A 22771-nucleotide genomic window follows, 5' to 3' on the forward strand; every position below is an offset into this window, starting at 1 on the left:
CTTCTGAGGATGTGTCAGCGGGCGGTGGCGGCGAAGGCGAGATCCAAATCGCCGGACTCCATGGAGCGGAAAAGATCCGCAAGGAGCTGCTCGTCGAAGGGCTCCGGGTTAGTGGGACGTGGATAGTCGGTCGCGCACAATCTCGCCATTTCCGGGACGGAGTCGGGGTTGATGCGCGCTTCGGCAAGCGTCCGCGGAAGTCCCATGCGACCAGAGAGCTCCGAAACCTCCGTAGCGGCGACTCGCAGGTCCTCGCTTTGCCCGCCGGTCAGCGCCGAGGCGATGAGCTTGGCCAATCCAGGTTCCAGGTTCTGGTTGTAGGCAATGCAGTAAGGCAGGGCGATCGCACAGGACACCCCGTGAGGCATGGGCTGCTCGTGCGCGAGGCAGTAGGCCAGCGAGTGGCCGAGCACTACGCCCGCGTTCAGTGACTGGCCCGCGATATGCGAGGCCCACAGGACATTGGCCAACGCATCCTTGTCCCCGTTGTATGCCTTTTCCAGGTTGCCGACCAGCAGCTCGATGGCGCGCAGGGAGTGGTGGGAGGAGAGCACGGAGGCGCTGGTCGACATGAGCGCTTCGATGGCGTGGGCCAGAGCGTCCATCCCGGTAGCCGCGATCACGGATTTAGGCAGCGAAGACACCAATTCGGGGTCTATCACCGCGACGCGCGGGACATACAGGGCGCAACTGGAAGCACGCTTGCTACCCTCCACCGTGACCATAGCGATGCGAGTGGCTTCCGAGCCGGTGCCGCAGGTGGTGGGAACAAGTACCAGTGGTGCCACCCCATTTTCGGGGGCCACCACTCCGGTCCAGTCCCCCGAACCGCCTTCGTTGCGCAACAGCAGGGCGACGATCTTGGACGAATCCAAAACCGAACCGCCACCGATGCCAACGACCGCGGAAATACCAGCCGCCCGAGCTTCGGCGGCCACTGCATCAACGATCTCTGCCGAAGGTTCGGCACCGAATCCTCCGCGGGTGTGGACTTCGTAGCCCGCCTCGCGCAGTGCGTCCTCGACGGGAGTGATGAGCCCGGCGGCTGCCACGGCGTCATCCACGGCCAGCAAAATGGATCCAGTCTTGATTGCGAGCTGGGTGGAAAGAATCTCCGAGAGATTGCGCACCGCTCCGGCTCCGCCGATCACGGCTGCCGGGGAGAGGAACACCGAATCAGCAGAAGCCGAAGGCCACCATGGGTTTGACATCGTCGTCTTGCCTTTCATAAGTACGTATTTTTGGGGCTCTCCGACGCCGGAGCGTTCGGTAACCCGGAGATCCAAGATTCAAGATTGGATCCAATAGGTTCCAGATAAACACAGGCATGTGACTCAGGTCAAGTAAATTGTATCCAATCGTGAGAAAACACTTCATCAAACTACCAGCGTCTACAGCATCGGACATTACGATGCAAGAATAGATTTCCCAAAAAATACAGTAAACACGGGGAAAATAACAACGCCGCTACCTGCGTTGGTAGCGGCGTGAGGGTAATTAATATTTACACTAAACTCAGATTTGGATCCAATTACACGAATGTGTCATCTGTAGGGTCAACCAAGGTATTCCTGGTCCGTCGAATATGCAGGTGAACCATGGCGGCGGCAGATTCCGGATCCCGGCGTCGGATTCCATCGAGAATCAGCGCGTGGTCCAGATTCGTTGCGACGACATCCTCCACCGACTGACGGTGTACAAGCAGGCGACGATAGTGCTGCGTAGTGTTCCACTGCCGCAGAACTAAATCGAGAAGCGGTTGGTGGCGCACACCTGCGTACGTGAGCAAATGAAATTCCCGATCCAAGCGAAGGAATCCCTCTACGTCGCGATGCGGTCCTGCAGTCGCGTCAATTTCCTCGACCAACTCGCCGAGCCGGTCGATTTGAGCATCTGAGAGGTTGGGGATGCTCTCGCGGACAGCTAGTGGTTCGACAACCTCGCGCATCTTGTACGTTTGATCAAATTCGAAGGCATCCAGCTTAGCCACCCAGGTGCCGCTATGCGGGACGATCGAGACTAACCCCTCGGCCTCAAGTTGGCGCAAGGCCTCGCGAACCGGCATTCGGCTCGCATTGAACCGATCGGCCAACATTTCCTGCCCTAAACGCTGCCCCGGCTTGAATTCGCCTTCGAGGATCAGTCTCCGCAATTCGTCGGCGACTCGCTGCCCACTGATGGCTGATGGTAATTCCCCTAGCACCTTGGGTCCTCCTTGTCTGTCGAAAGTACACTCCGTCGCCTCTGGGCTTCCTGCTGCGCAGTCTAGCCTTTAGGGTGGTGTGTCGATTCGAGAATTTTTCCGCCGAGTGGCGGCCAACCCCCCTGCCTCTCGCGGGGATAGATTTAAAACAATCATCGCACGAACATGGATCCAATCCCTAGCTTGCCACCGATAGAGAGTGGCCAGGAGTCGCTGTTTTTCGTTTTCCGGATCCAATTCCTCGCTCACGTGAATCCGCAGACGATTCTGCTGGCTCGATGACCAATATGCGAGTGTCCCGCGGTCCAGGCATTGTTCATACCCGGGTCGCGGATTCCTCGCCCCTTTTTCTGGAAGATGAGCCACGTGTCCAGTATGCAGATCACCTCATAAATTCGCGCACATTCCATGAATCTGCACCATCCGGTACGGGCGTGTACGTGTGGCAGTAGGCCTGCGATGCCTTCACTCTCACGGCAGATTGACTGTGCCGAGATTCGAAGTTCGCGGAAAATTAGTCTGTCTACGAGTTCCTACGGACAAAGAAACCGAGACCGTGCACCGACGACATCCAGAATATCTACTTTAGATTTCACCGCCCATTGCGACGGCTGTGCGCATTGCTGCGGTTTCACTCAGCCTGCGCCTCAGGCACTCGAGGTCAGAATCAAGGCATGGGCTTTAGTAAGAAACTTTATGCGCTCTTTCTTTCGTAGTTTATGAATCAGCTGATGACCGGGCGAAGGATCGTTCCGGTTCCAATCAAAAGGGGGAATTCGCCCTGGCTCCGGTCGCTTAACGTTGCTTAACGTAAATCTCAGGTCTGTAATGGTCATCACACGCCAAGGAATAACACGCTTTAGAAGCGACACCGCAAAAGGAGGCAAAGATGCCGAGCACGACCGAAACCCCACCAGTCCGTCCGGCCCGCGTATCAGCCGCCGCGGTAGCCCGTGCATCGGGCGTTTCCACGGCCACTGTCAGCTACATCATGAATGGGCGCCCCGGAGCCTCTTTGGAGACTCGGCGGCACGTCGTGAAGATTGCCAATGAAATGGGATTCCGCCCGTCAAGGAACATCGCGGGTCGAGATCCGCTGCTGACTCGGGTCGTGGGATTAATTCTTCCGAACATCGTCAATCAGATGTACACGGGTTGGGCGCAGCACATTATTAATGCCACGGCCGCTGAGGGTTTCGAGGTCTTCGTAGCTACCACCCAGGACGAGCCCGAATCGCTCGCCCAGGTCGCCGGAACTCTAGCTGCTAGGAACGTGGATGGCGTCATCTCCGCCGCCGCGCTACGCGAAGACTCCAGGGCGTTGCGAACGCTGCGCCAAAAGCGCATCCCCTATGTATGCCTCTCCCGTCGCTCGGACCACCTTCCCGGCGACTTCGTAGGCATCGACGACGATGCCGCCGCCACCGATCTCATGAACCACATCTTGGGCCACGGCTACACGGACATAGCCACAGTCATCGGGCCACGTTTTTCAACCGCGTCGCTGGCCCGTGAACATGCCTTCGTGCGCACGGCCGCAGCCGTCGGCGTGCTCATCACCGGGGAGCGAAAGATCAGTACCAGGCTGAATTCAGACGGCGGCCGTGTAGCCGCCGAAAAACTCCTCGGCTCACCGAATCCTCCACGAGCAATTGTCTGCGGCTCCGATGAGATCGCCATTGGCGTTATGGAACATGCGCTATCTCTCGGACTGCGCATCCCAGATGACGTGGCGGTGGTCGGAAGCGACGGGTTGCCGCACAGCCGTTCCGGATTAATCGGGCTGACCACAATCGTCCAACCCGTCAAAGAAATGGCTGAGCGCTCCTTCGAACTCCTCCTTGACCAGATCACCCGTCCGCGAAGCACCTACAAACATTCGGTATGCGGTCACCGACTGCATACCGGTCGCACCTGCGGCTGCCAAGCCGACCTTGGCGCCCAATAAACCATTCTCTCTAAAATCTTGATCCCCTGACGCTCGCCCCGCCTTCTTCCGCCATGCCCGATCCAGAAAGTCATTGACATGTCTAAACAAGCAAAGACGACCACAAAACGGTCCCCCGAAGTCGTCAACAAGATCATTTTCCGGCGCATCATGCCGCTGCTGATTGCCGCGTACGTCATGGCATTCATCGACCGGACCAACATCGGCATGGCCAAAGACCGGATGGAAATCGACCTCGGAATCTCCGCCACAGCCTACGGCATCGGCGCCGGGCTGTTCTTTCTGACCTATGCCCTCTCTGAGATCCCCTCGAACTTGATCATGCACAAGGTCGGTGCCCGCTTTTGGATCATGCGCATCATGATCACCTGGGGAATCCTCTCTGCCTGCATGGCTTTCGTACAAGGCGAATGGTCCTTCTACATCCTGCGCATGCTGCTGGGCATCGCCGAGGCTGGGCTGTTCCCCGGCGTCATCTACTTCATCACCCAGTGGTTCGTGGTCAAGGACCGCGCCAAGGCCAACGGCATGTTCCTGCTCGGAGTTTCCATCGCCAACATCGTCGGAGCCCCGCTGGGCGGCGTACTGCTAACCCTTGACGGACTCGGCGGCCTGCACGGCTGGCAGTGGATGTTCATCATCGAGGGCATCCCCGCCTGCATCCTTGCCTTCGTCGTCTGGAAGTGCCTGCCCAATAAGCCCACCGAATCCAAATTCCTCACTCGGGAGGAAGCCGAGGACCTCGAGGCAAGCATCCTGGCAGAGGAGACCGCAGGGGCCAAGGCCTCCGGAAACTCGAAGCTGCGCCACGTGCTAAAGGACAAACAGATCCTGCTGGTCGTGGCCATCTACTTCACGCACCAGATTGCCGTCTACGCTTTGAGTTTCTTCCTGCCCTCGATCATCGGCACCTACGGCGCTTTGAACACTATCCAGATCGGCCTGCTGACCTCCATTCCATGGATTTTCTCCGCCGCCGGCGCCCTGCTGTTGCCGCGACTGGCCACCAACGCATCCCGCTCCCGATTGATCGCCACCTCCACAATGGTCGGTATCGTCGCCGGTTTCACACTCGGGGCCATCGGAGGCCCGATCCTGGGCATGATCGGCTTCTGCCTGGCCGCCTTCAACTTCTTCGCCCTGCAGCCGATCCTCTTCACGTACCCGGCAACGCGCCTCTCCGGTGCAGCGCTGGCAGGCGGCATCGCCTTCGTGAACACCATCGGCCTCTTCGGCGGGTTCCTCGGCCCCTACGTCATGGGCTTCATGGAGGAAGCCACCGGCAGCAAGATCTCAGGCCTCTGGTTCATTGTCGCCATGTGCACCATCGGCGCTCTTTTGACCCGCAAGCTCAAGCGCGGTACCGAAGACCCTGCAAAGTCCTCCGTCGCCGCACACTAGATTTCCCACGAACCAAGAAAGAAAAACACCACCATGGAGAACAAACTGGATTTTACCCAGCGCAGGGTGCTGGTCACGGCGGGAGCCGCCGGTATTGGCTTGGCCATCGCCACCGCATTCAAGGACCTCGGGGCGTCCGTGTTCGTCACGGATATAAATCCGGCGGCCGTCGAGGCGGCCCGCAAGGCAGGATTCGCTGCGGCAGTAAGCGACGTGTCTGATGAATCCCAGGTCATTGAACTCGCCGCCACGGTCAGCAAAGAGCTGGGCGGACTGGACGTGCTGGTCAACAACGCCGGAATCGCCGGGCCCACCGGACCGGTCGAGACTCTCGATGCCGAAGCTTGGAAGGCCACCTTCGACGTCAACGTGCACGGGCAGTTCTATTGCATCAAGCACCTGCTACCACTGCTGCGCAAGGGGTCTGAGGCCTCGATCGTCAATCTCTCTTCGGCCGCGGGACGACTGGGCATGGCCGGGCGAAGCCCCTACTCGGCTTCCAAATGGGCAGTGATCGGGCTGACGAAAACACTGTCCATCGAGCTGGGTGACGAGCGCATTCGCGTCAACGCCATCTGCCCAGGTGCCGTGAACGGACCGCGCATCGAAGCCGTCATCAAGGCCAAGGCAGACATGCTCGATCGCCCGCTTGAGGAAGTCTCCAATCTCTACCACCGCCAGTCCTCGCTGAACCAGCTTGCCGAACCCGGCGACATCGCCGACATGGCAGTGTTCCTGTCCAGTTCCCTTGCCCGCAGCGTCAATGGCCAGGCCATGGCAGTTGACGGCAACACCGAAAAGCTCTACTAAGGAAATCGACACCATCATGGCAACATCACGCAAGGTCATCATTACCTCCGCCGTTACCGGCGCCATCCACACCCCCACCATGTCCCCTTATCTGCCGGTCACAGCCGATGAGATCGCCGATGCCGCAATCGGTGCCGCCGAGGCCGGGGCCTCGATCGTGCACATGCATGCACGGGACCCGAAGGATGGGCGCCCTTCGCAGGAACCCGCCCACTTCGAGCCCATTCTGGCCAGGCTCAAGGCCAACACCGACGCCATCATCAACATCACTACCGGTGGATCACCGCATATGAGCGTGGAAGAGCGGATGCGCCCGGTAATCGAGTTCAAACCGGAGCTCGCCTCGCTGAACATGGGATCGATGAACTTCGGGCTTTACCCCATGCTTGATCGCTTCAAGGAATTTGGCCACGAGTGGGAACGTGAAGGTCTGGAGAACTCCCGGGATCTCGTCTTTAAAAACACCTTCGCCGACATCCAAAAGATCTTGGAGATCGGGAATACGAACGACACCCGCTTCGAGTTCGAGTGCTACGACATATCGCACCTGAACAACCTCGCGCACTTCCAATTACGCGGCTTGGCCCGCGGACCGCTCTTCGTCCAGTCTGTCTTCGGGCTGCTCGGCGGCATCGGGGCGCACCCCGAGGATCTCATGCACATGCGTCGGACCGCCGACCGGCTCTTCGGCGATTCCTACGAGTGGTCGATCCTGGGTGCCGGTAAAAATCAGATGCCACTGGCCACCATAGGTGCGGCGATGGGCTCTCACGTCCGCGTTGGCCTAGAAGATTCGCTATGGATCGGGCCCGGCCAACTTGCCGCCTCAAACGCCGAGCAAGTAACCCGTATCCGTACCATCCTCGAGGCACTGAACTTCGAAGTCGCCACCCCCGACGAGGCCCGCGAGATGTTGACGCTAAAGGGCCGTGAAAACGTCGGATTCTAGGATTCACGAACCGGTGATTTTCAGAACCTCCGACAGTGTCTGGTTGAACGTAGCCCGTCACCCGGGTCACGCGACGATCCAAAACAACAGTGGCTGGACAACCTAGGTGCGCGGCGCTCAGTATGGTCACCACCTCGCTCAAAGAGGCCGCGGCGGTCGCCGATGGGCAACGCGGGGAATCCCAAATTCAATGGGGCAAGTTCTTGCCGGTATTGGCGCCCCAAAGCTAAAAACGCGGCAAACTCTGTGATTGGATTTGTCGTGGAAGACCGTACGAACAATGATCCAGCCAGCGGGGCGCTTGGCAGCCATTTCCAGGCGCAGCGCTGGGTGGATCTTTGGATCAATGTCTACCCCACCCACCGGTACCTAAGATTAGGCTGCTATCCAAGGAACTAAGATTTCTCGGGGACCTCCTCCGAGTTGAACAAGCACCGGTTCAGTGGTTCTGCCCACCTGGGTCAAATTCGCAATTCTGGCCAGCAACCTAGCCCGGCGCCTACTAGCTGCGTACTAAAGCGGCACTGGGGCATTAGATCTGCGAAACTAGATGGCGCTCCAACCGGTGTCCGAGGCAAGCACCACACCATTGATGTTGGTGCTGTCGTCGCTGAGCAGGAAGGTGATGGAAGCTGCCAACTGAGCCGCGGTTGCCATGCCGGGAATGATGCTCATCAGCGGCGCAATCACCTGCTGGGCATATGCCGAATCCATCGGCGCCTCGATGTTGGTCTGCACCGCACCAGGGGCGACTGCGTTGAAGCGGATCCCCTTCTTCCCGTACATGACGGCTGAGTTTTTGGTCATGCCGACCACCGCATGCTTCGAGGCGGTGTAGGCAACGCCTGCTGCCGAGCCGCGCAGCCCCGCTTCCGAGGCGACGTTCACAACCGTGCCGCTTTCGGCCTCTAGCATCAGGGGCACTACGGACCGGGTCAGCTTTAGGATCGAATTCAAATTGACGTTGAACACGCGCTCCCAGGTGGAGTCTTCCACCTCATGGATGGGCTCAAACTTGTCCATAATGCCCGCGACGTTGGCCAGGGCATCGACCTTGCCTTCGCCAGCGGCAACGATCCGATCAACGACGTGCTGATCGGTGATGTCACCGGCTACCGCAACGATGCTCAGCTCCGGGTTTTCTGCGACCAATTCGCCGAGGCGCTCACCGCTGATATCTGCCGCGATCACCTTGCCGCCTTCTTGTGCCACGCGCAGGGCGGTCGCCTTGCCGATGCCTGAACCCGCGCCGGTGACAATGACGGTTTTGCCGTCAAAACGTGCCGGGGTGATTTTTTCCTGCCAAACGTTTTCCGTGCTCATGACCGCTCTTTCTGATTACTTAGACAATAGTAACTTCATATTATGACACAGAGTGTCATAACTCAATGGGTCATACTTGAGATATGCCGGACACTCAGGATCTCTCCACCACACGCCTCTCCGGACGCCCGCAGAGCATTAATCCGGAATCGGTGGCCCGCACCGCCCTAGAACTTTTTGCCAAACACGGCTACGGCGCGGTCTCCATGGCGCAAATTGCCGAAGAGGCGGGAATTGGACGCAAAAGCCTCTACCGCTACTTCGCGTCCAAGGCGGATCTGGTGTGGGGAGGACTGCTCGAAGCTGCTGAAATTTCGGAACAGGCATTGGATGTCGCACAAGGCTCTGACATGCGGTTGCTGGACGCCATGCATGAGGCAATCCAAGCCGCCCTGCGATCGCTACCGGATTTGGAAGTCACCCGCGGCCGGCTTCGTCTAATCGCAGAACAACCCGAACTGTTGGCCCAGGCACCCCTGCGGATGGCCCCGCAAAACGGACGAATGCTGCAGCATCTAGTGGACGGCGGACTCAGCGTAGATGAGGCCCACTACCTTTCGGTGGCCTTTGGCAGCGTCACCTTCTCTGCGTGGATCCGCTGGGCGCAATCCAACGAACTCAGCCCCGCTCAGTTCCTCACGAACGCCATGAAAGTTCTTCGCCTGCCGTAGCCCCACTGCGGAAGCTATTTCGCGCCGGCCCACTGATCATCGATCATGGCGGCAAAGTCGAATGCTTCATCTAGGATTTCGCGCAAGCTTTCTTCGGGCGCGCTAACCCAGCGAACTAACGCGTGGTCATAGAGCGCCATGGCCAGCAGCGCAGAGGTTTCCGCCCGACGAACGTTGGCGCAAAATGACGATAATGCCTGCGCCAGGGAAGCCTGCTGCTCACGTCTAAATTCTTGCCAGCTGGCGCGCAACGCGGGACTCCCCCACACCAGCTGAATTCGTCCCCGTAGGGCTTCTGGGTCTTGTTCTGCGGCCACGACCGTCGATTCAAAGCTTCGGCGCAAAAGTTCCAGCAGGCTTTCTCCGGGATGAGAGGCCATGGACGCCAACGCTTCAGAAAAATGCACATTCAGCGAACCTAGGGCGGTGATCACCGCATCTTCCTTCGAGGAGAAATACCTGAAGAAGGTAGCCCGGGAAATGCCCACTGATTGAGCGGCTTGCTGTGCAGTAACGTTCTCCAGTCCTTGCTCGGCGAACAGGGTATAGATCTGTTCTGCCAACTCGACCTTCATCTTCTCGCGCACTCGTTCACGCACCGCAGGGACCATGGCAAAAACTTTACTCTGAGATGATCGACCTCTTTTGAGACTCAGTCTCTTCGCCCATATCAGGGACAATTTATTCTCGGCGTGTCGCATAGAGGCAAGTTAACGAATCTCAACAATCAACCCGTTTTGACGTCATACTTAGGACCTCTTAGTTAGGCTCGATAATAGATAACAATGCAGACATGAGGGATTCGCATGGCACAGGACATCAAGGTAGGCACCATCGAGCTCGGGCAAGGGCTGCAGATAACCGGTCAAGGGTTCGGGAGCATGTCACTTAGCGGACCCTATGGCTCGGCCGAGGATGACGAATCTCTGCGCACCCTAAATCACGTCATCGATAGCGGAGTTACTTTCCTCGACACCGCCAACATTTACGGCGAAGGACATAATGAGTCCCTGCTGTCCCGGGTGCTCAAGACGCGCAGCGATGAAGTTACGCTGGCCACCAAGGCTGGCATTGTTCGCCCAAAAAACCCGGGCGATCCACGAGCCAATGGCGATCCGGCCTTCATCAAGGAATGTCTCGATGCGAGCCTGCAACGACTCGGTGTCGACGAAGTGGACCTGTACTACTACCACAGGGTTGATAGCCGCGTGCCGATCGAGGAGACCGTCGGAGCCTACGCTGAACTGGTTCAAGCCGGCAAGATCAAACACATCGGATTATCCGAGGTAACCTCCAACGAGCTTCGTCGGGCACATCAAATCCACCCGATCACCGCAATTCAGATGGAGTACTCGATCTTCAGCCGGGATATTGAGCGCTGGCTGCTTCCGACGGCATGCGAGCTCGGGGTCGGTTTGGTTCCCTATGCCTCGCTGGGCCGCGGCTACTTCACCGGACAGGTGGACTCGCTGGAGCAGTTGGAGTCCGGCGATATCCGGCATAATTTCCCACGCTTCGAACCAACGAGCATGAAGCGGAATCTGCGGCTGCGAAAGGTCATCGAGGCCGTGGCCGAACGTGAAGGATTCTCCACGGCGCAGGTGGCGCTGAGCTGGGTCTACGAGCAGGCTGACCGCCACAGCGTGGCCGTTTCACCAATTCCGGGCACCCGCTTCCGTGCCCATTTTGATGACAACTTGGAGGCGCTGAACATTCGGCTCTCCGAACTATCAATGAACGAGTTGGATGCCTTGGCTGCTCAAGTCGACGGCGAACGTCAACGAGACATCTATTCTGTTTCCAAGGGCCGCGAAGAACAGCAGATGGCGAACTTATAGTGCTGAGCCCCGCGGGTTAAACCCGGAGCATTCATCCGCACTGGCTGTTCAACCGCTCAGCTCTGCCACCCGTTTCCGCTTATCACCGCTACTGCGTAGAGTTTCGAGCGTAGGGTATTTCCAGTATTTGGCGAGGAAGGACTAGCCCACCATGAGAATCGCATTGGCTCAGGTATTGAGCACCGCAGATCCGCAGCGAAACTTGGTGACCATCCGTGATCATGCGCGGCAAGCGAAAGCAGCCGGCGCAACATTGGTGGTCTTTCCCGAAGCCATGCAGGTGTCCTTTGGCCACCCGCTAGCCGACTTTGCCCAGCGTTTAGACGGGCCGTGGGCTACGTTAGTCCGCCAGCAGGCCCGCGACATCGGCATCACCATCGCCGTGGGCATGTTCACCCCGGGCCAAGAAGGCCGGGTGCGGAACACCTTATTGGTCGCAGGCAATGGTGTCGATACGCACTACGACAAGATCCACCTCTACGACGCCTTCGGTTTTTCCGAGTCGGATACCGTGACCGCCGGAAACACTCCGGTGCAGTTTGACCACCAAGGCACCATTGTCGGACTGGCCACCTGCTATGACCTGCGATTCCCCCAATTGTTCGTCCACCATGCCCGGGCGGGAGCCAAGGTTAATATCGTCGCCGCCTCCTGGGGCCAGGGCGAGGGCAAGGCCGAACAGTGGACCACTCTGGCTCAGGCCAGAGCCCTGGATTCCACGACTTTTGTGGTGGCCGTTGACCAGGCCGACCCTGCCAGCATTGGCCGGCAGGTTACGGGCGCCGCACCATTGGGAGTCGGGCATTCCGTGGTGGTGGACCCCTTGGGCCGGATCATTGCCCAGGCGGGCACAGAACCGCAGCTGCTGGTAGTTGACCTTGATCTGGATCAGGTCGCGCACGCTCGAAAGCAACTGCCCGTACTCGCCAACGCTGTGGACTTGTAGGCCGGCGGCCGGGCTTCCTCCTGGCATGAACCAGAAGGATCGGGCCTGCCAGACAAGACTTACTCGGCAAGATCCAGCATCGGCGCTTTTCGCTTGAATCCACCGGTTACATAGGCGAGATATCCCAGCCCCAAAACGATCCAAGCCAGACCGAACGTCAAGGACAATGCGCTGAGGCTGGTCCACAACCAAATAGTCAGCGCCACGCCAATGAGCGGCAGCACCAGATAATTAATGGTGGCTGCCAATCCGCGGTGCCGGTGGGCCAGGAAGAAATATTTGATGACCGAGAGGTTTACGGCCGAAAACGCCACCAGCGCTCCGAAGCTAATCATGGCGGACACCATTTCCAGGCTGGCAAAAAGCGCGGTGAGTGAGACGGCGGAAACGATCAGGATGACAAATGTTGGAGTCTTGAACCGCGGATGAAGATAGCCGAATACTCGGCGCGGCAGCACCCCGTCGCGGCCCATGCTGTAGAGGATCCGTGACACCGATGCCTGCGATACCAAGGCAGAACCCATTGCACCGCAAATGAAACCAGCCGTGAAGAAGATCGACAGGAATTGCCCGCCGACCGCGAAGACAACTTGGATGGAAGCGGAATCAGCGTTCGTAAATTCGTGGCTGGGGTAGACAAGATGCGAGACGTAGGCCAGCACCACGAACAGAAATCCGCAGATCAGGGTGGTGAGCACGATGGCCCTTGGCAAATCCCGCTTGGGATTGCGTGCCTCTTCCGCGAACGTCGTGATTGAATCGAACCCCAAGAACGAGAGACACAAAATTGCCGCTCCCGCGGCAAGCGGAGCAAAGCCACCCGGGTCCCCGGTCCCCCGCAGGGGCGCAAACAGATCTACCGTGGCTTGACCCCGCAGGTACGCGAGGGAGAATCCGATGAAGAGGATGATGAACAGGAACTGGAAGCCGATGATCACGATATTTGTCCGGGCCACCGAGACGATGCCGATAATGTTCAGCACGGTAACCAGCGCCATCCCGGCTAGCATGAAGGCCCACGGAGGTATCGACGGGAAAAACTCGTTGAGGTAGATCCCCAAGAGCAGGTAGTTGATCATGGGTAAAAAGAGGTAGTCAAGCAGCAATGCCCAACCGGCCATGAACCCGATATTTGAACCGAATGACCGCTGTGCATAAACATACGCGGAACCCCCGACGGGAAATGCCCGTGACATCAGCCCGTAGGAACGGGCGGTGAACAGCATAGCTATCAGGGTAATTAGATAGGCCACCGGCAACCGCCCGCCGGTAATTTCCGTGACGATTCCATAGGTACTGAAGATCGTCAGCGGCACCATGTAGACCATGCCGAAGAGCACGAGGTTTGGAAGCCCCAGTACCCGGTTCATCTGCGTGGGTGCCTCCGTCACGCCCTCCGTATATTGCTGAGCCTGTTTCATGACCGTTACCTCTCTGCAGGTGCCCCGCTGCTGCCGCCGCGTGAAGCGACGGACTTTCCAGCACGCGAAGGCGCACCATCGAAAATAATGAAGACCGTTCACTTAATGTAGTGATAGGCCTCACCATTAGCAAGGGGGTCATAGTGGCCAGCAAGGCGTTCAAAGCTCATGAGATCGACCGGGAGAACGAGTTGAGCCCTGCAATTACGGCCAACTTAGGCAGAATGACTTGGAACTTTTTGATCACTCGGAAAACTCGAAGAAGCCCATTCAGTCAACCTCGATGTTCAAAAGAAATTTATAAGATTAATTTGTTTGAAACATGGCGACAGCTCAACCCGACCGAGACTAAGGCTGGGCGACTTCCCGCTCGATGGCAGCAATCATGGCACGTAGCCCAAATTCAAAGGATTGATCGCTAACCGTGGATCGAGCCTGCCGCGCATATTTTTCCCCGCTTTCCATGACTTCCCCGTGGCTGTTGCCACCGCCTTCACCGCCCTGCTCGGGTAGCGCGGCAACATGCGCGCCGGGTGCCACGATGTCCAATGCCGCGCCGACCACCAGCGACTCAATGGCAACCATCACCATCAAGATTCTCGGCACGGCAACACCTGCACGGCGCAGGAGCCGTCCCATCTCTTCGTAGATCACTCCCGATTCGGACTCTTCGGAGATCGGTGTAGCGACAATCAGCTCAACGGCTGCGGGAACACGGAGCAAGGCTTCGCGGAATAACACCGCAAAGTGGAAGAGCGCTTCGGTCCAGGGCAGGTCGGCAAGCATGCTTCGGTCGATGGAACGCACCATGTCTCGACGCATCAGGTTCACCAGATGCTGCCGATTCTCCACGTGGTTATACAGCGCCGGTGTCCGCACATCCAAGGCGCGGGCCAGCCGCCCCATGGAAAATTCTTCCGGCCCCACGTCTTGAAGCAGGGCGAAAGCGGCATCGACAATTCCCTGCTGCGACAGGATTGGCGTGGCCGGCCGGCCGGCGACTCGTTGCGACATTCAGACCATCCCGATTCTTCGACAATTCCACCTCCATCCAACCATGGACACTCGGTGGTTCCGAGGTTAGACTCAAAAATAATTAACACTATTAATATCTTGGAGTGAAACCATGCACGGACCCCAGACGGTGCTGTACGCAGCGACCATACACACGCTGACTCAGGAGCAGGAAATAACCGCACTGGGAATCACCGACGGAGTGATCTCGCATCTCGGCAACCGTGACCAGTCGCGGGATTGGCTCACCGCCGATACGGAAATTATCGACCACGGCGATGCCGCCATCACCCCGGGGCTCGTCGATGCGCATATCCACCCGGTTTTCGGTCAGTCTGTCACCCGCGGAATTTTCCTCGGCGATGCCCGAACCGTGGAAGAAGCGACCCACCTTTTCGCTGAGTATGCACGCACGCGAGAATCCGATCAGATCCTTTTGGGACATGGGCTGAATGTGGCGATCTTCGGATCGGCCGAACCCAACGGGCAGTTTCTCGAAGCGGCAGCACCCGGCCGTTCAAGCTACGTCACCTGCTTCGATGCCCATTCGGCTCTCGCTTCGCAGGCAATGCTTCAGCTTGCGGACATCAGCGGCACGGAAAGCTTTACCGACGGTTCCAGCGTCGTGGTTGACCTGCAGGGCAATCCCACCGGCTTCCTGCGGGAGTTTGCTGCCATGGCGCTTGTCGAGAGCTCCCTGCCCGTTTTGAGCATTGACGACAAGGTGCACGCCGTCTACCGGCTGCTGCGCGAGATGGCCGCCAGCGGGCTGACCGGCGGAGAAATGCTCGATTTTGCCGACCCCGATTCCCTAGAGGTCTTCCGACGCCTCGAACAGTACGGCGATCTTCCCATCAAGCTGCGGATTGCGCCTTGGCTGATGGCGAGCGACGGCGCCGAAGCGCTGGAACGGATCATCGAGCTACAGGGACAACACGGCCGGCGTTGGCAGGTGCGCGGCGCAAAGCTCATGATTGACGGGACCGTGGACAACGGCACCGCGTGGCTCTACGAACCGGATACCGAAGGCGAATCCATGGATTCACTGTATTTGGATCCGAAGCAGTACCTCAGGAATCTCAATGCGCTAGCCGCGGCCGGAATTACCACCACCACGCATGCCATTGGGGATCGGGGCATCGGTTTTGTCATTTCGGCGATTGCCGCCCTGCCCAAGGATGGATTACGGCACCGCATTGAGCATTTGGAAGAAATCAATGATGAGGACTTCGCCCGGCTGCAGGCTTCGGGCGCAACCATCAGCATGCAGCCTACGCATTGCACCCATTTTGTGCGCGCCGACGGCTCGGACGCCTGGTCCCGGCGCCTCGGTGAGCGCCGCGCGCAGTTTGCATTCCGGCTACGCGACGTCAAGGACGCCGGACTGGTGCTGGCGCTGGGCTCCGACTGGCCTATCGCCCCCTTTGACCCGCGGTTGATCATGGCCGATGCGCAGACCCGCCGGCGTACCGAGGTGCCCGACAGCGACAGCGCACAACCACGCCACCGGCTCTCGGCACGAGAGGCGTTGGAAGGCTACACCGCCAACGTCTATGAAAGCACCGGCACGACCGGCGGGCGCCTGACTCTGGGCATGCCAGCAGACCTCTCCGTCTTCGCGGCAGATCCGCTGGCGATCTCCCCCGAGGAACTGTGTACCGTCGAGGTGCTTGGAACCTACCTGGACGGCGTTCGAGTGGATACCCATGCGGAACTCGATTCGCCCGAACCGCTCCCGGCGAGCGCGAGCTAGGTAAGCACCTGCTCAGCGCCGATGCGCCGAGGCCCGCCAGGCACTGTCCACCATCTGCTCAAGGCTATGGCGCATCTTCCAGTCCAGGTCGCGGGCGGCCAACGTGCCATCGGCAACGATGCGCGCCGGATCCCCGGGGCGGCGGGCCTCTTCGAGGGCGCTGAACTCGATGCCGGTCACCTTGGCCACCGCGTCCATGATCTGGCGCACCGAAACGCCATCGCCGGAACCCAGGTTGTAGACCGGCTCCAGCGGCGCATCCGCCTCAAGCTTCTTCGCGGCCTCGACATGGGCCAGCGCGAGGTCTGCCACGTGCACATAATCGCGCACGCAGGTGCCATCGGCAGTGCCGTAGTCGGTGCCGAAGATCTTCGGAGTCTTCCCCGCATTCAATGCCTGGAAGACCAGTGGAAACAGGTTGTGCGGGCTGGCGTCGTAGAGCTCGTCGCTGCCCGAACCGACCACATTGAAGTAGCGCAGCGAGGTGTGCTTCAGCCCGGCGGCAACGCCCTGATCACGAATCAGCCATTCGCCCACCAGCTTGCTCTGCCCGTACGGGGATTCGGGGAAGGTGCCGGTGGCTTCGGTAACCAGGTCCTCATCCGGGGTGCCGTATACGGCGGCCGAAGAAGAGAAGACCATATTGTGCACGCGGGAGCTCTCCATGGCTTCCAGCAGATGCGCGGTGCCCGTGACGTTCTGCTCGAAGGCCAGCAACGGGTGCTTCACCGATTCGCCCGCGTACTTGTAGCCGGCCAGGTGGATGACCCCGGAAACGTCATGGCGCTTCATGATTTCCACGAGCTTTTCGGTCTGCAGGATGTTCAGCTGGTAGAACGGAACCTGATCGGGCACGAAGCCGCGCACGCCACTGGCCATCGAGTCCACGACCACCGCGTCAAGGCCCGCAGCGGACAGCGAGCGAACCACATGCGATCCGATATACCCGGCTCCGCCGGTCACTAGCCAACTCATGCTTTTCCTGCTCCCTCGTCTGCGATCACGGTGAAAATAGCCGGTTCAACATAGCCGGCCTGGTCAAATGCTTCACGCACCGCCTGGCTAACCTTATCGATGTGCTCGCGCTTGATCAATGCGATGGCGCTGCCGCCAAAACCTCCACCGGTCATGCGCGCGCCAATGGCTCCGGCGGCCATCGCAGCTTCCACGGCAACGTCCAGTTCCTCACTGGAGATCTCATAGTCATCGCGCATGGATTCGTGGGACTGGTACAGCAGTTTGCCCACGGCGTCCAGGTCCCCTTCGCGCAGTGCGAAGACGGTGTCCAGCACGCGGCGGTTCTCGGTCACGATGTGCATGGCCCTCCGCTTGGCTACCGGATCCTCGATGGCTTCAAGCTCGGCCACGACGGTGACTTCGCGCAGCGACTGGACTTCCAAGGCGGCGGCGGCCTGCTCGCAGCTGGCTCGCCGGGCGGCGTACCCGCCATCAACATGCGAATGCTCCACCCGGGTGTCCATCACCAGCACCACCGCATCGTGCTGTGCCAGCGGCAGTGGCACCGCCTGGGTTTCCATGGAACGGCAGTCCAGGAACAGGGCGTGCTGGGCGTGGGACATCAGCGAGGCGCTCTGGTCCATGATGCCTGTCGGGGCGCCGACGAACTCATTCTCGGCGCGCTGGGTCAACTGCGCCATCTGCACCTTGGACAGGCCCAACTCGTAGAGGTCATCCAACGCCACGATGGTTGCCACTTCCAGGGCGTGCGAGGAGGACAGTCCCGAACCCACCGGAACATCGGAGTCCACCAGCAGCTGGATCCCGCCGAGTTCCACCCCGTCGAGCTGGTTCAGCGCCCAGAGCACGGCCGCCGGGTACGCTGCCCAACCGGGAACCGCGCGCGGCACCAGCTCATCGAAGGTGATGGAGGTGATCGGCGGGTGTTCCCCTGACCCGTAGGTAGACGCAAAATCCAGTGTCTGGCGATCCGCGTCGAGCTGCGTCTTGCGGCGCACAGCCACCAGCGCATTCTTGTCGATGGCGAAGGGCAGCACAAAACCCATGTTGTAGTCGGTGTGCTCGCCGATCAGGTTAACCCGTCCCGGGGCGCGCCAGATGCCTTCTGGCTGGTGCCCGTAGATCTTGGCGAACTTCTGGTGCAAAGCGGCCATGCGCTGCGTGGTTTCCTTGGAGTTGCTGATGCTCATGGCATGACCTCGCGCAGTCGTGCCGCGGTCTGCTCGGCTGGAACGTCGTTGATGAATGCACCCATGGCCGCTTCGGAGCCGGCCAGGAACTTGAGCTTGTCGGCGGCCCGGCGCGGGCTGGTCAGCTGCAGGTGCAGGCGGGAAGCTTCACGTTCCTTGCCTGCCACCGGCGCCTGGTGCCAGGCGGAAATGTACGGGGTGGGAGTCTCATAGAGGGCATCGAATCCGCGCAACAGATCGCGGTACACCACGGCCAGCTCGTCTTTCTCCGCCTCATTGAGCGCGGCGAAGTCCGGCACGTGGCGATGCGGCACCAGGTGCGCTTCCAACGGCCAGCGTGCAGCGAAGGGCACGAACACGGAGAAGTGCTCGCCGGCAGCAACCATGCGCGTACCTTCCTTGCGTTCGAAGTCCAGGATGTCGCCCATCAGGGTGCGTCCGGTCTTCTCCAGGTGGGCCACCGCTTGGGCGGCCATCTTGGTGGCGGTCGGGGTCAGGTAGGGGTAGGCGTAGATCTGTCCGTGCGGGTGGTGCAGGGTCACGCCGATATCCTGGCCTCGGTTCTCGAATGGGAACACCTGGGCAATGCCTTCCATCGCCGACAGGGCCGCGGTACGCTGCGCCCACGCGTCGATGACGGTGCGCGCCCGGGCATCATCCAGCGAGGCGAAGGAACCCTCGTGCTCCGGGGTGAACACCACGACTTCGCAGCGGCCGTAGGCCGGGGCAGGAACCTGCACCGGAGCAGCAGCCGGGATCCGGCCCAGATCCGGTCCCAGCGAGGGGAAGCGGTTCTCGAAAACCACCACGTGGAAATCCTCGGCCGGAATCTCGCTGTGGCGGCCCTGGGTACTAGGGCACAGCGGGCATTCTTCCTTGGGCGGAAGGTAGGTGCGCGACTGCCGGTGGGCCGCGACGGCTACCCAGTCTCCGGTCAACCGGTCGTAGCGCAGCTGTCCAGGTTCCCCGCGCGGATCCAGCGCCCTGGTGTCGGGTGCCGGTTCGGGGGCGATGGCATTGGCATCGGCGAAGAAGATCGCCTCGCGGCCATCGGCCAGGTGATGGACCCGGTGTGATATCAGGCCAGAAGGGATCCTGCCGGTAACGCTCATGATTCGACCACCTTTTCAATTTTCAAGTTCTCGATGTGCTGGCGGAGTTCCTCGACGGCCGTCTCGTCCAAGCCGTCGTCGCTGACGAGTGTGTCGATTTCGTGCAATGGAGCACTGGAGTACAAACCGGCCAAGCACCATTTGCTGGAATCCGCGACGACCACGCGGCTGTCACAGCGTTCCAGGAAAAGTCGATTGACTTCCACCTCGAGCATGTTCGGTGTCGTGATTCCGTCCTGGACGCTGAACCCGTGGACCCCCATGAAGCATCGGTCGACGTGCAGTGTCCGCAGGGCCGCAGTGGCCAGTGGACCGACCAACGCGTCGGATACCGTTCGCAGGCCACCGGTGAGCTGCACGGTCTGGCCTGCAGCCGGGGCATCTTGTAGGAGGTCGGCGATGCGCGGAGAGTTGGTCACAATCGTGAGGTCGGGAACTGCCCGCAGCAGACGGGCCACCTCATAGGTCGTAGTCCCCGACGTAAGGGAGATGGACATTCCTGGTTCAACCATTTGCGCCGCCGCACGGGCAATGGCCGCCTTCTGCGGCAACTGCAGAGTTGACTTGCGCTGGAATCCCGGCTCTTCAGCAGACGCAGATTCCTGGAGCAGTGCGCCTCCGTGGACCTTATGCAATTCGCCGTCCTTGACCAGGCGGTCCAGGTCACGGCGCACTGTCATGTGCGAAACGCCAAATTCCTCAGCCAACTGGGCTACCTTGACTGCACCGTTGGCACGAACTCTATCCAGAATCCGCCGTCGACGCTGGGTTGGGAAGTTCTCGCTCATCGGGACTCCTTGGCAGACAGGTTGAAATAACACGCTCCGTAAAGCGATACAACCCTAATTCAAACACACTCAAACATATTTGAACACATTTGAACATATTTGAACATATTTTCAACCAGAACCGTCCACTTGCCGGGCAGCCCGAGAACGTAGATATCAGCCCCGAAAATACTTCGGGATCATCGCTCCGGCGTGCCGCTGCAAGTGCTTCGCCCTGCTTGCGCCAAGTCCGCGCGCAGTGGGGAGCTGGATTTTCGCGCGGCTACGGCGCCCCGGAGCCAATTTCGGCAAACACCCCTCATGATTCAGGCAAAATGACCAGGTCCAGATACGCCTTGAGGGTGCCAGCCATGTCAACATCGTCGGGAGACAAGAGCCACTGCACTTGGATCCCGTCCCACAGGGCCAGCAGCGACGCTCCCGCCACATGCGGGTCCACCCCGGGGCGCAGCCGACCAATGCTCTTCATGAATTCGAATTCAGCGCCGTACTCGCCGCGCAAGCGCTCGAAGCGGGCCTCGAAATACGAGCGCGCCGGATGATCAGAAGTGGTTGATTCCCCGCAAAGGGCTGCGTAGAGCTCGATCAACTCCGCGGCACCCTCGTTGAATTGCGCTTGCTCGACAATGGACTGGGCAAAGCGCTCACCAGTGCCCGGCGTGCCGTCGGTGACGGCGTCGCGGCGCTTGAGAGCGGCAATGAGAAGTTCCTGCTTGTTCGGATAGTGGTGCAAAACGCTGGTTTGGCTCATGCCTGCCGCGTCGGCAACATCCTGCACAGTTCCGCCGCGATACCCCCGCGCGCCGAATACCTGGAGGGCAGCCTGGGCGATCTGTTCCCTTCGGGCTGCAGATTTGGCATATGGACCGCGCCGGCGGCGGCCGGATTCATTGCTCGTCACAGTTACTCAGTGTAGGTAGGCCCAGCAGTATTCGAAAATGATGCATCGGCCTAGCAAGCCAGCATGATCGGCAAACAAGAAATTTGACCAAAACTGAGTAATCACTCTATTTTTGCAGTAACCTATTTCACATGCCCTCGTCCCGGGCACCATAAAGAAAACTACTTTTAAGTGAGCACGGATGCCATTGACAACAAGACGCCGCCTTCTCAAGGCCGGCCTGGGCGCCGCCGCCCTGGGCGTAATGACTGCATGCGGCACCGCAGGCCCCCGGTCTGCAGATGCCATGCCAACCATTGCGCCGGCCGCCCCAGGAGAAAAAGTCAGGCTGACATATTGGAGCTGGCTCAAGGATATCCAGCGAGTCGCAGATGCTTTCAACGCCATGCATCCGAATATCCATGTTGAGGCGGTTTGGATCCCCAGTGGAAATCAAGGCGGATACCCAAAGCTCTACTCTGCTCTCGCAGCAGGCGGAGGACCCGATCTGGCCCAAATCGAATTCCGCACCCTCCCGGAGTTCATGCTCGTCAATGGCGTCGTGGATCTCGCGGCGTACGGTGCGCAGCAGTACGCTCACCGATATGATCCGTCACTGTGGGGCCAGGTCAGTTTTCCCAACGGAATATTCGGCATGCCTCAGGATTCCGGGCCGATGGCAATGTTCTACCAGCCAGAAACTCTGGACAAAGTCGGCGCCGTCGCCCCGGAAACATGGGCGCAATGGGCCGAGATCGGGTCAGAACTGCGTCAAGCCAACAGCTACATCGACTGCTTCTCCCTCAGTGATGCCTCCTACTTCGTGTCCTACGCGGCACAAGCAGGAGCCCAATGGCTTCGGCCATCCGACGACGGCTGGGTCATTAATATGACCGACGACGCAACACTGGAAGTCGCCAGGTTCTTCGACCGGGCCATCGACGAAGATGTCGTAACTACCGCGATCTCGCCCTTCAGCCCGTCTTGGTATGCTGCGGCTGCATCCGGCCAGCTCGCCTCTGTCACCAGTGGGAACTGGGCTGATGCGCTTGTCAGCTCTGTCGCTGGCGGACAGGGCAAATGGAGGGTCGCATCGATGCCGAAGTGGACCCCGGGCGGATACGGCTCCAGCTACCTGGGCGGATCGACGGTTGCGGTTCTGGCTAATAGCCGCCATCCGCATGAGGCCTTGGAGTTCGCCGCCTGGATGACGTCCACGGAAGCCGGGATCAGCAACGAAATCGCGCACAGCGGCATTGGCTGGTCACCGGTTCCGGGCATCATCGGCGAGTCGCGCGAAGGCCCCTCCGAATTCTTCGGCGGGCAATCGTACAACAAGCAAGTCATTGTCCCAGCCAGCAAATCGCAGAATCCCAATTGGAGCTGGTGGCCGGTCACCCAGCAATCCTTCAATATCCTTTCCGACGGATTCCGCCGGAAAGCCGCCGGAACCAGCTTGGTCGATTCGGTGGTATCCGCAGAGCAGGAAATCATTGCGGCATTCCGCAACAAGGGCCTGAAGATCCGCAAGGAGGCATCGTGAGCA

The 22771-nt window shown here is 59.6% G+C and carries 20 protein-coding genes; 9 read left to right on the forward strand and 11 right to left on the reverse strand.

The genetic code is table 11. The annotated features are described in order from the left end of the window. Positions 1-14: 14 nt before the first annotated feature. Together ACT3UQ_RS11880 and ACT3UQ_RS11885 are read right to left on the reverse strand one after the other, a co-directional pair. Positions 15-1211, reverse strand: a complete 1197-nt coding sequence (locus tag ACT3UQ_RS11880; protein WP_181148327.1) for an iron-containing alcohol dehydrogenase — start codon at positions 1209-1211, stop codon at positions 15-17. Positions 1212-1531: 320 nt separating this feature from the next. After that, positions 1532-2203 carry a GntR family transcriptional regulator gene (locus tag ACT3UQ_RS11885; protein WP_219843940.1) on the reverse strand — a complete coding sequence of 224 codons (672 nt, stop codon included), beginning with the start codon at positions 2201-2203 and terminating at the stop codon, positions 1532-1534. 889 nt (positions 2204-3092) lie between these two features. Here ACT3UQ_RS11885 and ACT3UQ_RS11890 point away from each other — a divergent pair. The 4 genes from ACT3UQ_RS11890 (at position 3093) to ACT3UQ_RS11905 (ending at position 7311) form a co-directional block, all read left to right on the forward strand. Then, positions 3093-4151: a LacI family DNA-binding transcriptional regulator gene (locus tag ACT3UQ_RS11890; RefSeq protein WP_105553975.1), complete on the forward strand. Its 1059-nt coding sequence runs from the start codon at positions 3093-3095 to the stop codon at positions 4149-4151. 78 nt (positions 4152-4229) lie between these two features. Beyond that, positions 4230-5552: an MFS transporter gene (locus ACT3UQ_RS11895; RefSeq protein ID WP_105553976.1), complete on the forward strand. Its 1323-nt coding sequence runs from the start codon at positions 4230-4232 to the stop codon at positions 5550-5552. 33 nt (positions 5553-5585) lie between these two features. Beyond that, positions 5586-6362 carry an SDR family oxidoreductase gene (locus ACT3UQ_RS11900; protein WP_105553977.1) on the forward strand — a complete coding sequence of 259 codons (777 nt, stop codon included), beginning with the start codon at positions 5586-5588 and terminating at the stop codon, positions 6360-6362. Between the two features lie 16 nt (positions 6363-6378). Beyond that, on the forward strand, positions 6379-7311 hold the full coding sequence (locus ACT3UQ_RS11905; protein ID WP_105553978.1) for a 3-keto-5-aminohexanoate cleavage protein: 933 nt from the start codon (positions 6379-6381) through the stop codon (positions 7309-7311). Positions 7312-7857: 546 nt separating this feature from the next. On the opposite strand, the gene ACT3UQ_RS11910 is transcribed toward ACT3UQ_RS11905, so the two are convergent. After that, complete coding sequence (locus ACT3UQ_RS11910) at positions 7858-8634, reverse strand: SDR family NAD(P)-dependent oxidoreductase (RefSeq protein ID WP_105553979.1); 777 nt, start codon at positions 8632-8634, stop codon at positions 7858-7860. 83 nt (positions 8635-8717) lie between these two features. On the opposite strand from ACT3UQ_RS11910, the gene ACT3UQ_RS11915 reads away from it, so the two are divergent. Beyond that, positions 8718-9305 (forward strand): TetR family transcriptional regulator, encoded by a 588-nt coding sequence (locus tag ACT3UQ_RS11915; protein WP_105569360.1) that lies wholly within the window; start codon positions 8718-8720, stop codon positions 9303-9305. Between the two features lie 14 nt (positions 9306-9319). On the opposite strand, the gene ACT3UQ_RS11920 is transcribed toward ACT3UQ_RS11915, so the two are convergent. Then, the gene (locus tag ACT3UQ_RS11920) at positions 9320-10006 is read right to left on the reverse strand and encodes a TetR family transcriptional regulator (RefSeq protein WP_096255239.1); all 687 of its coding nucleotides are present in this window, start codon (positions 10004-10006) and stop codon (positions 9320-9322) included. Between the two features lie 105 nt (positions 10007-10111). Here ACT3UQ_RS11920 and ACT3UQ_RS11925 point away from each other — a divergent pair, with 105 nt between their 5' ends. Further along, positions 10112-11143 carry an aldo/keto reductase gene (locus ACT3UQ_RS11925; RefSeq protein WP_096255237.1) on the forward strand — a complete coding sequence of 344 codons (1032 nt, stop codon included), beginning with the start codon at positions 10112-10114 and terminating at the stop codon, positions 11141-11143. Between the two features lie 151 nt (positions 11144-11294). Beyond that, on the forward strand, positions 11295-12089 hold the full coding sequence (locus tag ACT3UQ_RS11930) for a carbon-nitrogen hydrolase family protein (protein WP_096255235.1): 795 nt from the start codon (positions 11295-11297) through the stop codon (positions 12087-12089). Positions 12090-12148: 59 nt separating this feature from the next. Here ACT3UQ_RS11930 and ACT3UQ_RS11935 read toward each other — a convergent pair whose 3' ends face one another. Beyond that, positions 12149-13510 carry an APC family permease gene (locus ACT3UQ_RS11935; protein WP_096255233.1) on the reverse strand — a complete coding sequence of 454 codons (1362 nt, stop codon included), beginning with the start codon at positions 13508-13510 and terminating at the stop codon, positions 12149-12151. Between the two features lie 348 nt (positions 13511-13858). Next, positions 13859-14524 carry a TetR/AcrR family transcriptional regulator C-terminal domain-containing protein gene (locus ACT3UQ_RS11940; RefSeq protein ID WP_096255231.1) on the reverse strand — a complete coding sequence of 222 codons (666 nt, stop codon included), beginning with the start codon at positions 14522-14524 and terminating at the stop codon, positions 13859-13861. Between the two features lie 112 nt (positions 14525-14636). Here ACT3UQ_RS11940 and ACT3UQ_RS11945 point away from each other — a divergent pair, with 112 nt between their 5' ends. Beyond that, entirely contained in the window at positions 14637-16277 is a 1641-nt protein-coding gene (locus tag ACT3UQ_RS11945) for an amidohydrolase (RefSeq protein WP_105553981.1), read from the forward strand. A 12-nt stretch (positions 16278-16289) separates the two neighbouring features. Here the strand turns inward: ACT3UQ_RS11945 and galE are convergent, their stop codons facing one another. The 5 genes from galE to ACT3UQ_RS11970 form a co-directional block, all read right to left on the reverse strand. Then, on the reverse strand, positions 16290-17252 hold the full coding sequence (gene galE / locus ACT3UQ_RS11950) for a UDP-glucose 4-epimerase GalE (RefSeq protein ID WP_105553982.1): 963 nt from the start codon (positions 17250-17252) through the stop codon (positions 16290-16292). Beyond that, positions 17249-18445, reverse strand: coding sequence for a galactokinase (galK, locus tag ACT3UQ_RS11955; protein ID WP_105553983.1), 1197 nt, complete (start codon positions 18443-18445; stop codon positions 17249-17251). Before galK ends, galE begins: the two co-directional genes overlap by 4 nt. Continuing rightward, the gene (gene galT / locus ACT3UQ_RS11960; RefSeq protein ID WP_105553984.1) at positions 18442-19557 is read right to left on the reverse strand and encodes a galactose-1-phosphate uridylyltransferase; all 1116 of its coding nucleotides are present in this window, start codon (positions 19555-19557) and stop codon (positions 18442-18444) included. Before galT ends, galK begins: the two co-directional genes overlap by 4 nt. Further along, complete coding sequence (locus ACT3UQ_RS11965) at positions 19554-20345, reverse strand: DeoR/GlpR family DNA-binding transcription regulator (RefSeq protein ID WP_096282740.1); 792 nt, start codon at positions 20343-20345, stop codon at positions 19554-19556. Before ACT3UQ_RS11965 ends, galT begins: the two co-directional genes overlap by 4 nt. 298 nt (positions 20346-20643) lie before the next feature. Further along, entirely contained in the window at positions 20644-21246 is a 603-nt protein-coding gene (locus ACT3UQ_RS11970; protein WP_105553985.1) for a TetR/AcrR family transcriptional regulator, read from the reverse strand. A 181-nt stretch (positions 21247-21427) separates the two neighbouring features. On the opposite strand from ACT3UQ_RS11970, the gene ACT3UQ_RS11975 reads away from it, so the two are divergent. Beyond that, positions 21428-22768: an ABC transporter substrate-binding protein gene (locus ACT3UQ_RS11975; protein ID WP_013350643.1), complete on the forward strand. Its 1341-nt coding sequence runs from the start codon at positions 21428-21430 to the stop codon at positions 22766-22768. The last annotated feature ends 3 nt before the right edge of the window (positions 22769-22771 follow it).

The sequence above is a fragment of the Glutamicibacter sp. AOP12-B1-11 genome (assembly GCF_052379245.1).
Taxonomy (GTDB): domain Bacteria; phylum Actinomycetota; class Actinomycetes; order Actinomycetales; family Micrococcaceae; genus Glutamicibacter.

Excerpts from the sequence above, each read along its gene's own strand:
- ACT3UQ_RS11890 (WP_105553975.1), top strand. The coding sequence starts at position 3,093 with ATGCCGAGCACGACCGAAACCCCACCAGTCCGTCCGGCCCGCGTATCA.
- galE (WP_105553982.1), bottom strand. The coding sequence starts at position 17,252 with ATGAGTTGGCTAGTGACCGGCGGAGCCGGGTATATCGGATCGCATGTG.
- ACT3UQ_RS11920 (WP_096255239.1), bottom strand. The coding sequence starts at position 10,006 with ATGCGACACGCCGAGAATAAATTGTCCCTGATATGGGCGAAGAGACTG.
- galT (WP_105553984.1), bottom strand. The coding sequence starts at position 19,557 with ATGAGCGTTACCGGCAGGATCCCTTCTGGCCTGATATCACACCGGGTC.
- galK (WP_105553983.1), bottom strand. The coding sequence starts at position 18,445 with ATGAGCATCAGCAACTCCAAGGAAACCACGCAGCGCATGGCCGCTTTG.
- ACT3UQ_RS11915 (WP_105569360.1), top strand. The coding sequence starts at position 8,718 with ATGCCGGACACTCAGGATCTCTCCACCACACGCCTCTCCGGACGCCCG.
- ACT3UQ_RS11900 (WP_105553977.1), top strand. The coding sequence starts at position 5,586 with ATGGAGAACAAACTGGATTTTACCCAGCGCAGGGTGCTGGTCACGGCG.
- ACT3UQ_RS11910 (WP_105553979.1), bottom strand. The coding sequence starts at position 8,634 with ATGAGCACGGAAAACGTTTGGCAGGAAAAAATCACCCCGGCACGTTTT.
- ACT3UQ_RS11930 (WP_096255235.1), top strand. The coding sequence starts at position 11,295 with ATGAGAATCGCATTGGCTCAGGTATTGAGCACCGCAGATCCGCAGCGA.
- ACT3UQ_RS11965 (WP_096282740.1), bottom strand. The coding sequence starts at position 20,345 with ATGAGCGAGAACTTCCCAACCCAGCGTCGACGGCGGATTCTGGATAGA.
- ACT3UQ_RS11945 (WP_105553981.1), top strand. The coding sequence starts at position 14,637 with ATGCACGGACCCCAGACGGTGCTGTACGCAGCGACCATACACACGCTG.
- ACT3UQ_RS11905 (WP_105553978.1), top strand. The coding sequence starts at position 6,379 with ATGGCAACATCACGCAAGGTCATCATTACCTCCGCCGTTACCGGCGCC.
- ACT3UQ_RS11880 (WP_181148327.1), bottom strand. The coding sequence starts at position 1,211 with ATGTCAAACCCATGGTGGCCTTCGGCTTCTGCTGATTCGGTGTTCCTC.
- ACT3UQ_RS11925 (WP_096255237.1), top strand. The coding sequence starts at position 10,112 with ATGGCACAGGACATCAAGGTAGGCACCATCGAGCTCGGGCAAGGGCTG.
- ACT3UQ_RS11895 (WP_105553976.1), top strand. The coding sequence starts at position 4,230 with ATGTCTAAACAAGCAAAGACGACCACAAAACGGTCCCCCGAAGTCGTC.
- ACT3UQ_RS11935 (WP_096255233.1), bottom strand. The coding sequence starts at position 13,510 with ATGAAACAGGCTCAGCAATATACGGAGGGCGTGACGGAGGCACCCACG.
- ACT3UQ_RS11940 (WP_096255231.1), bottom strand. The coding sequence starts at position 14,524 with ATGTCGCAACGAGTCGCCGGCCGGCCGGCCACGCCAATCCTGTCGCAG.
- ACT3UQ_RS11975 (WP_013350643.1), top strand. The coding sequence starts at position 21,428 with ATGCCATTGACAACAAGACGCCGCCTTCTCAAGGCCGGCCTGGGCGCC.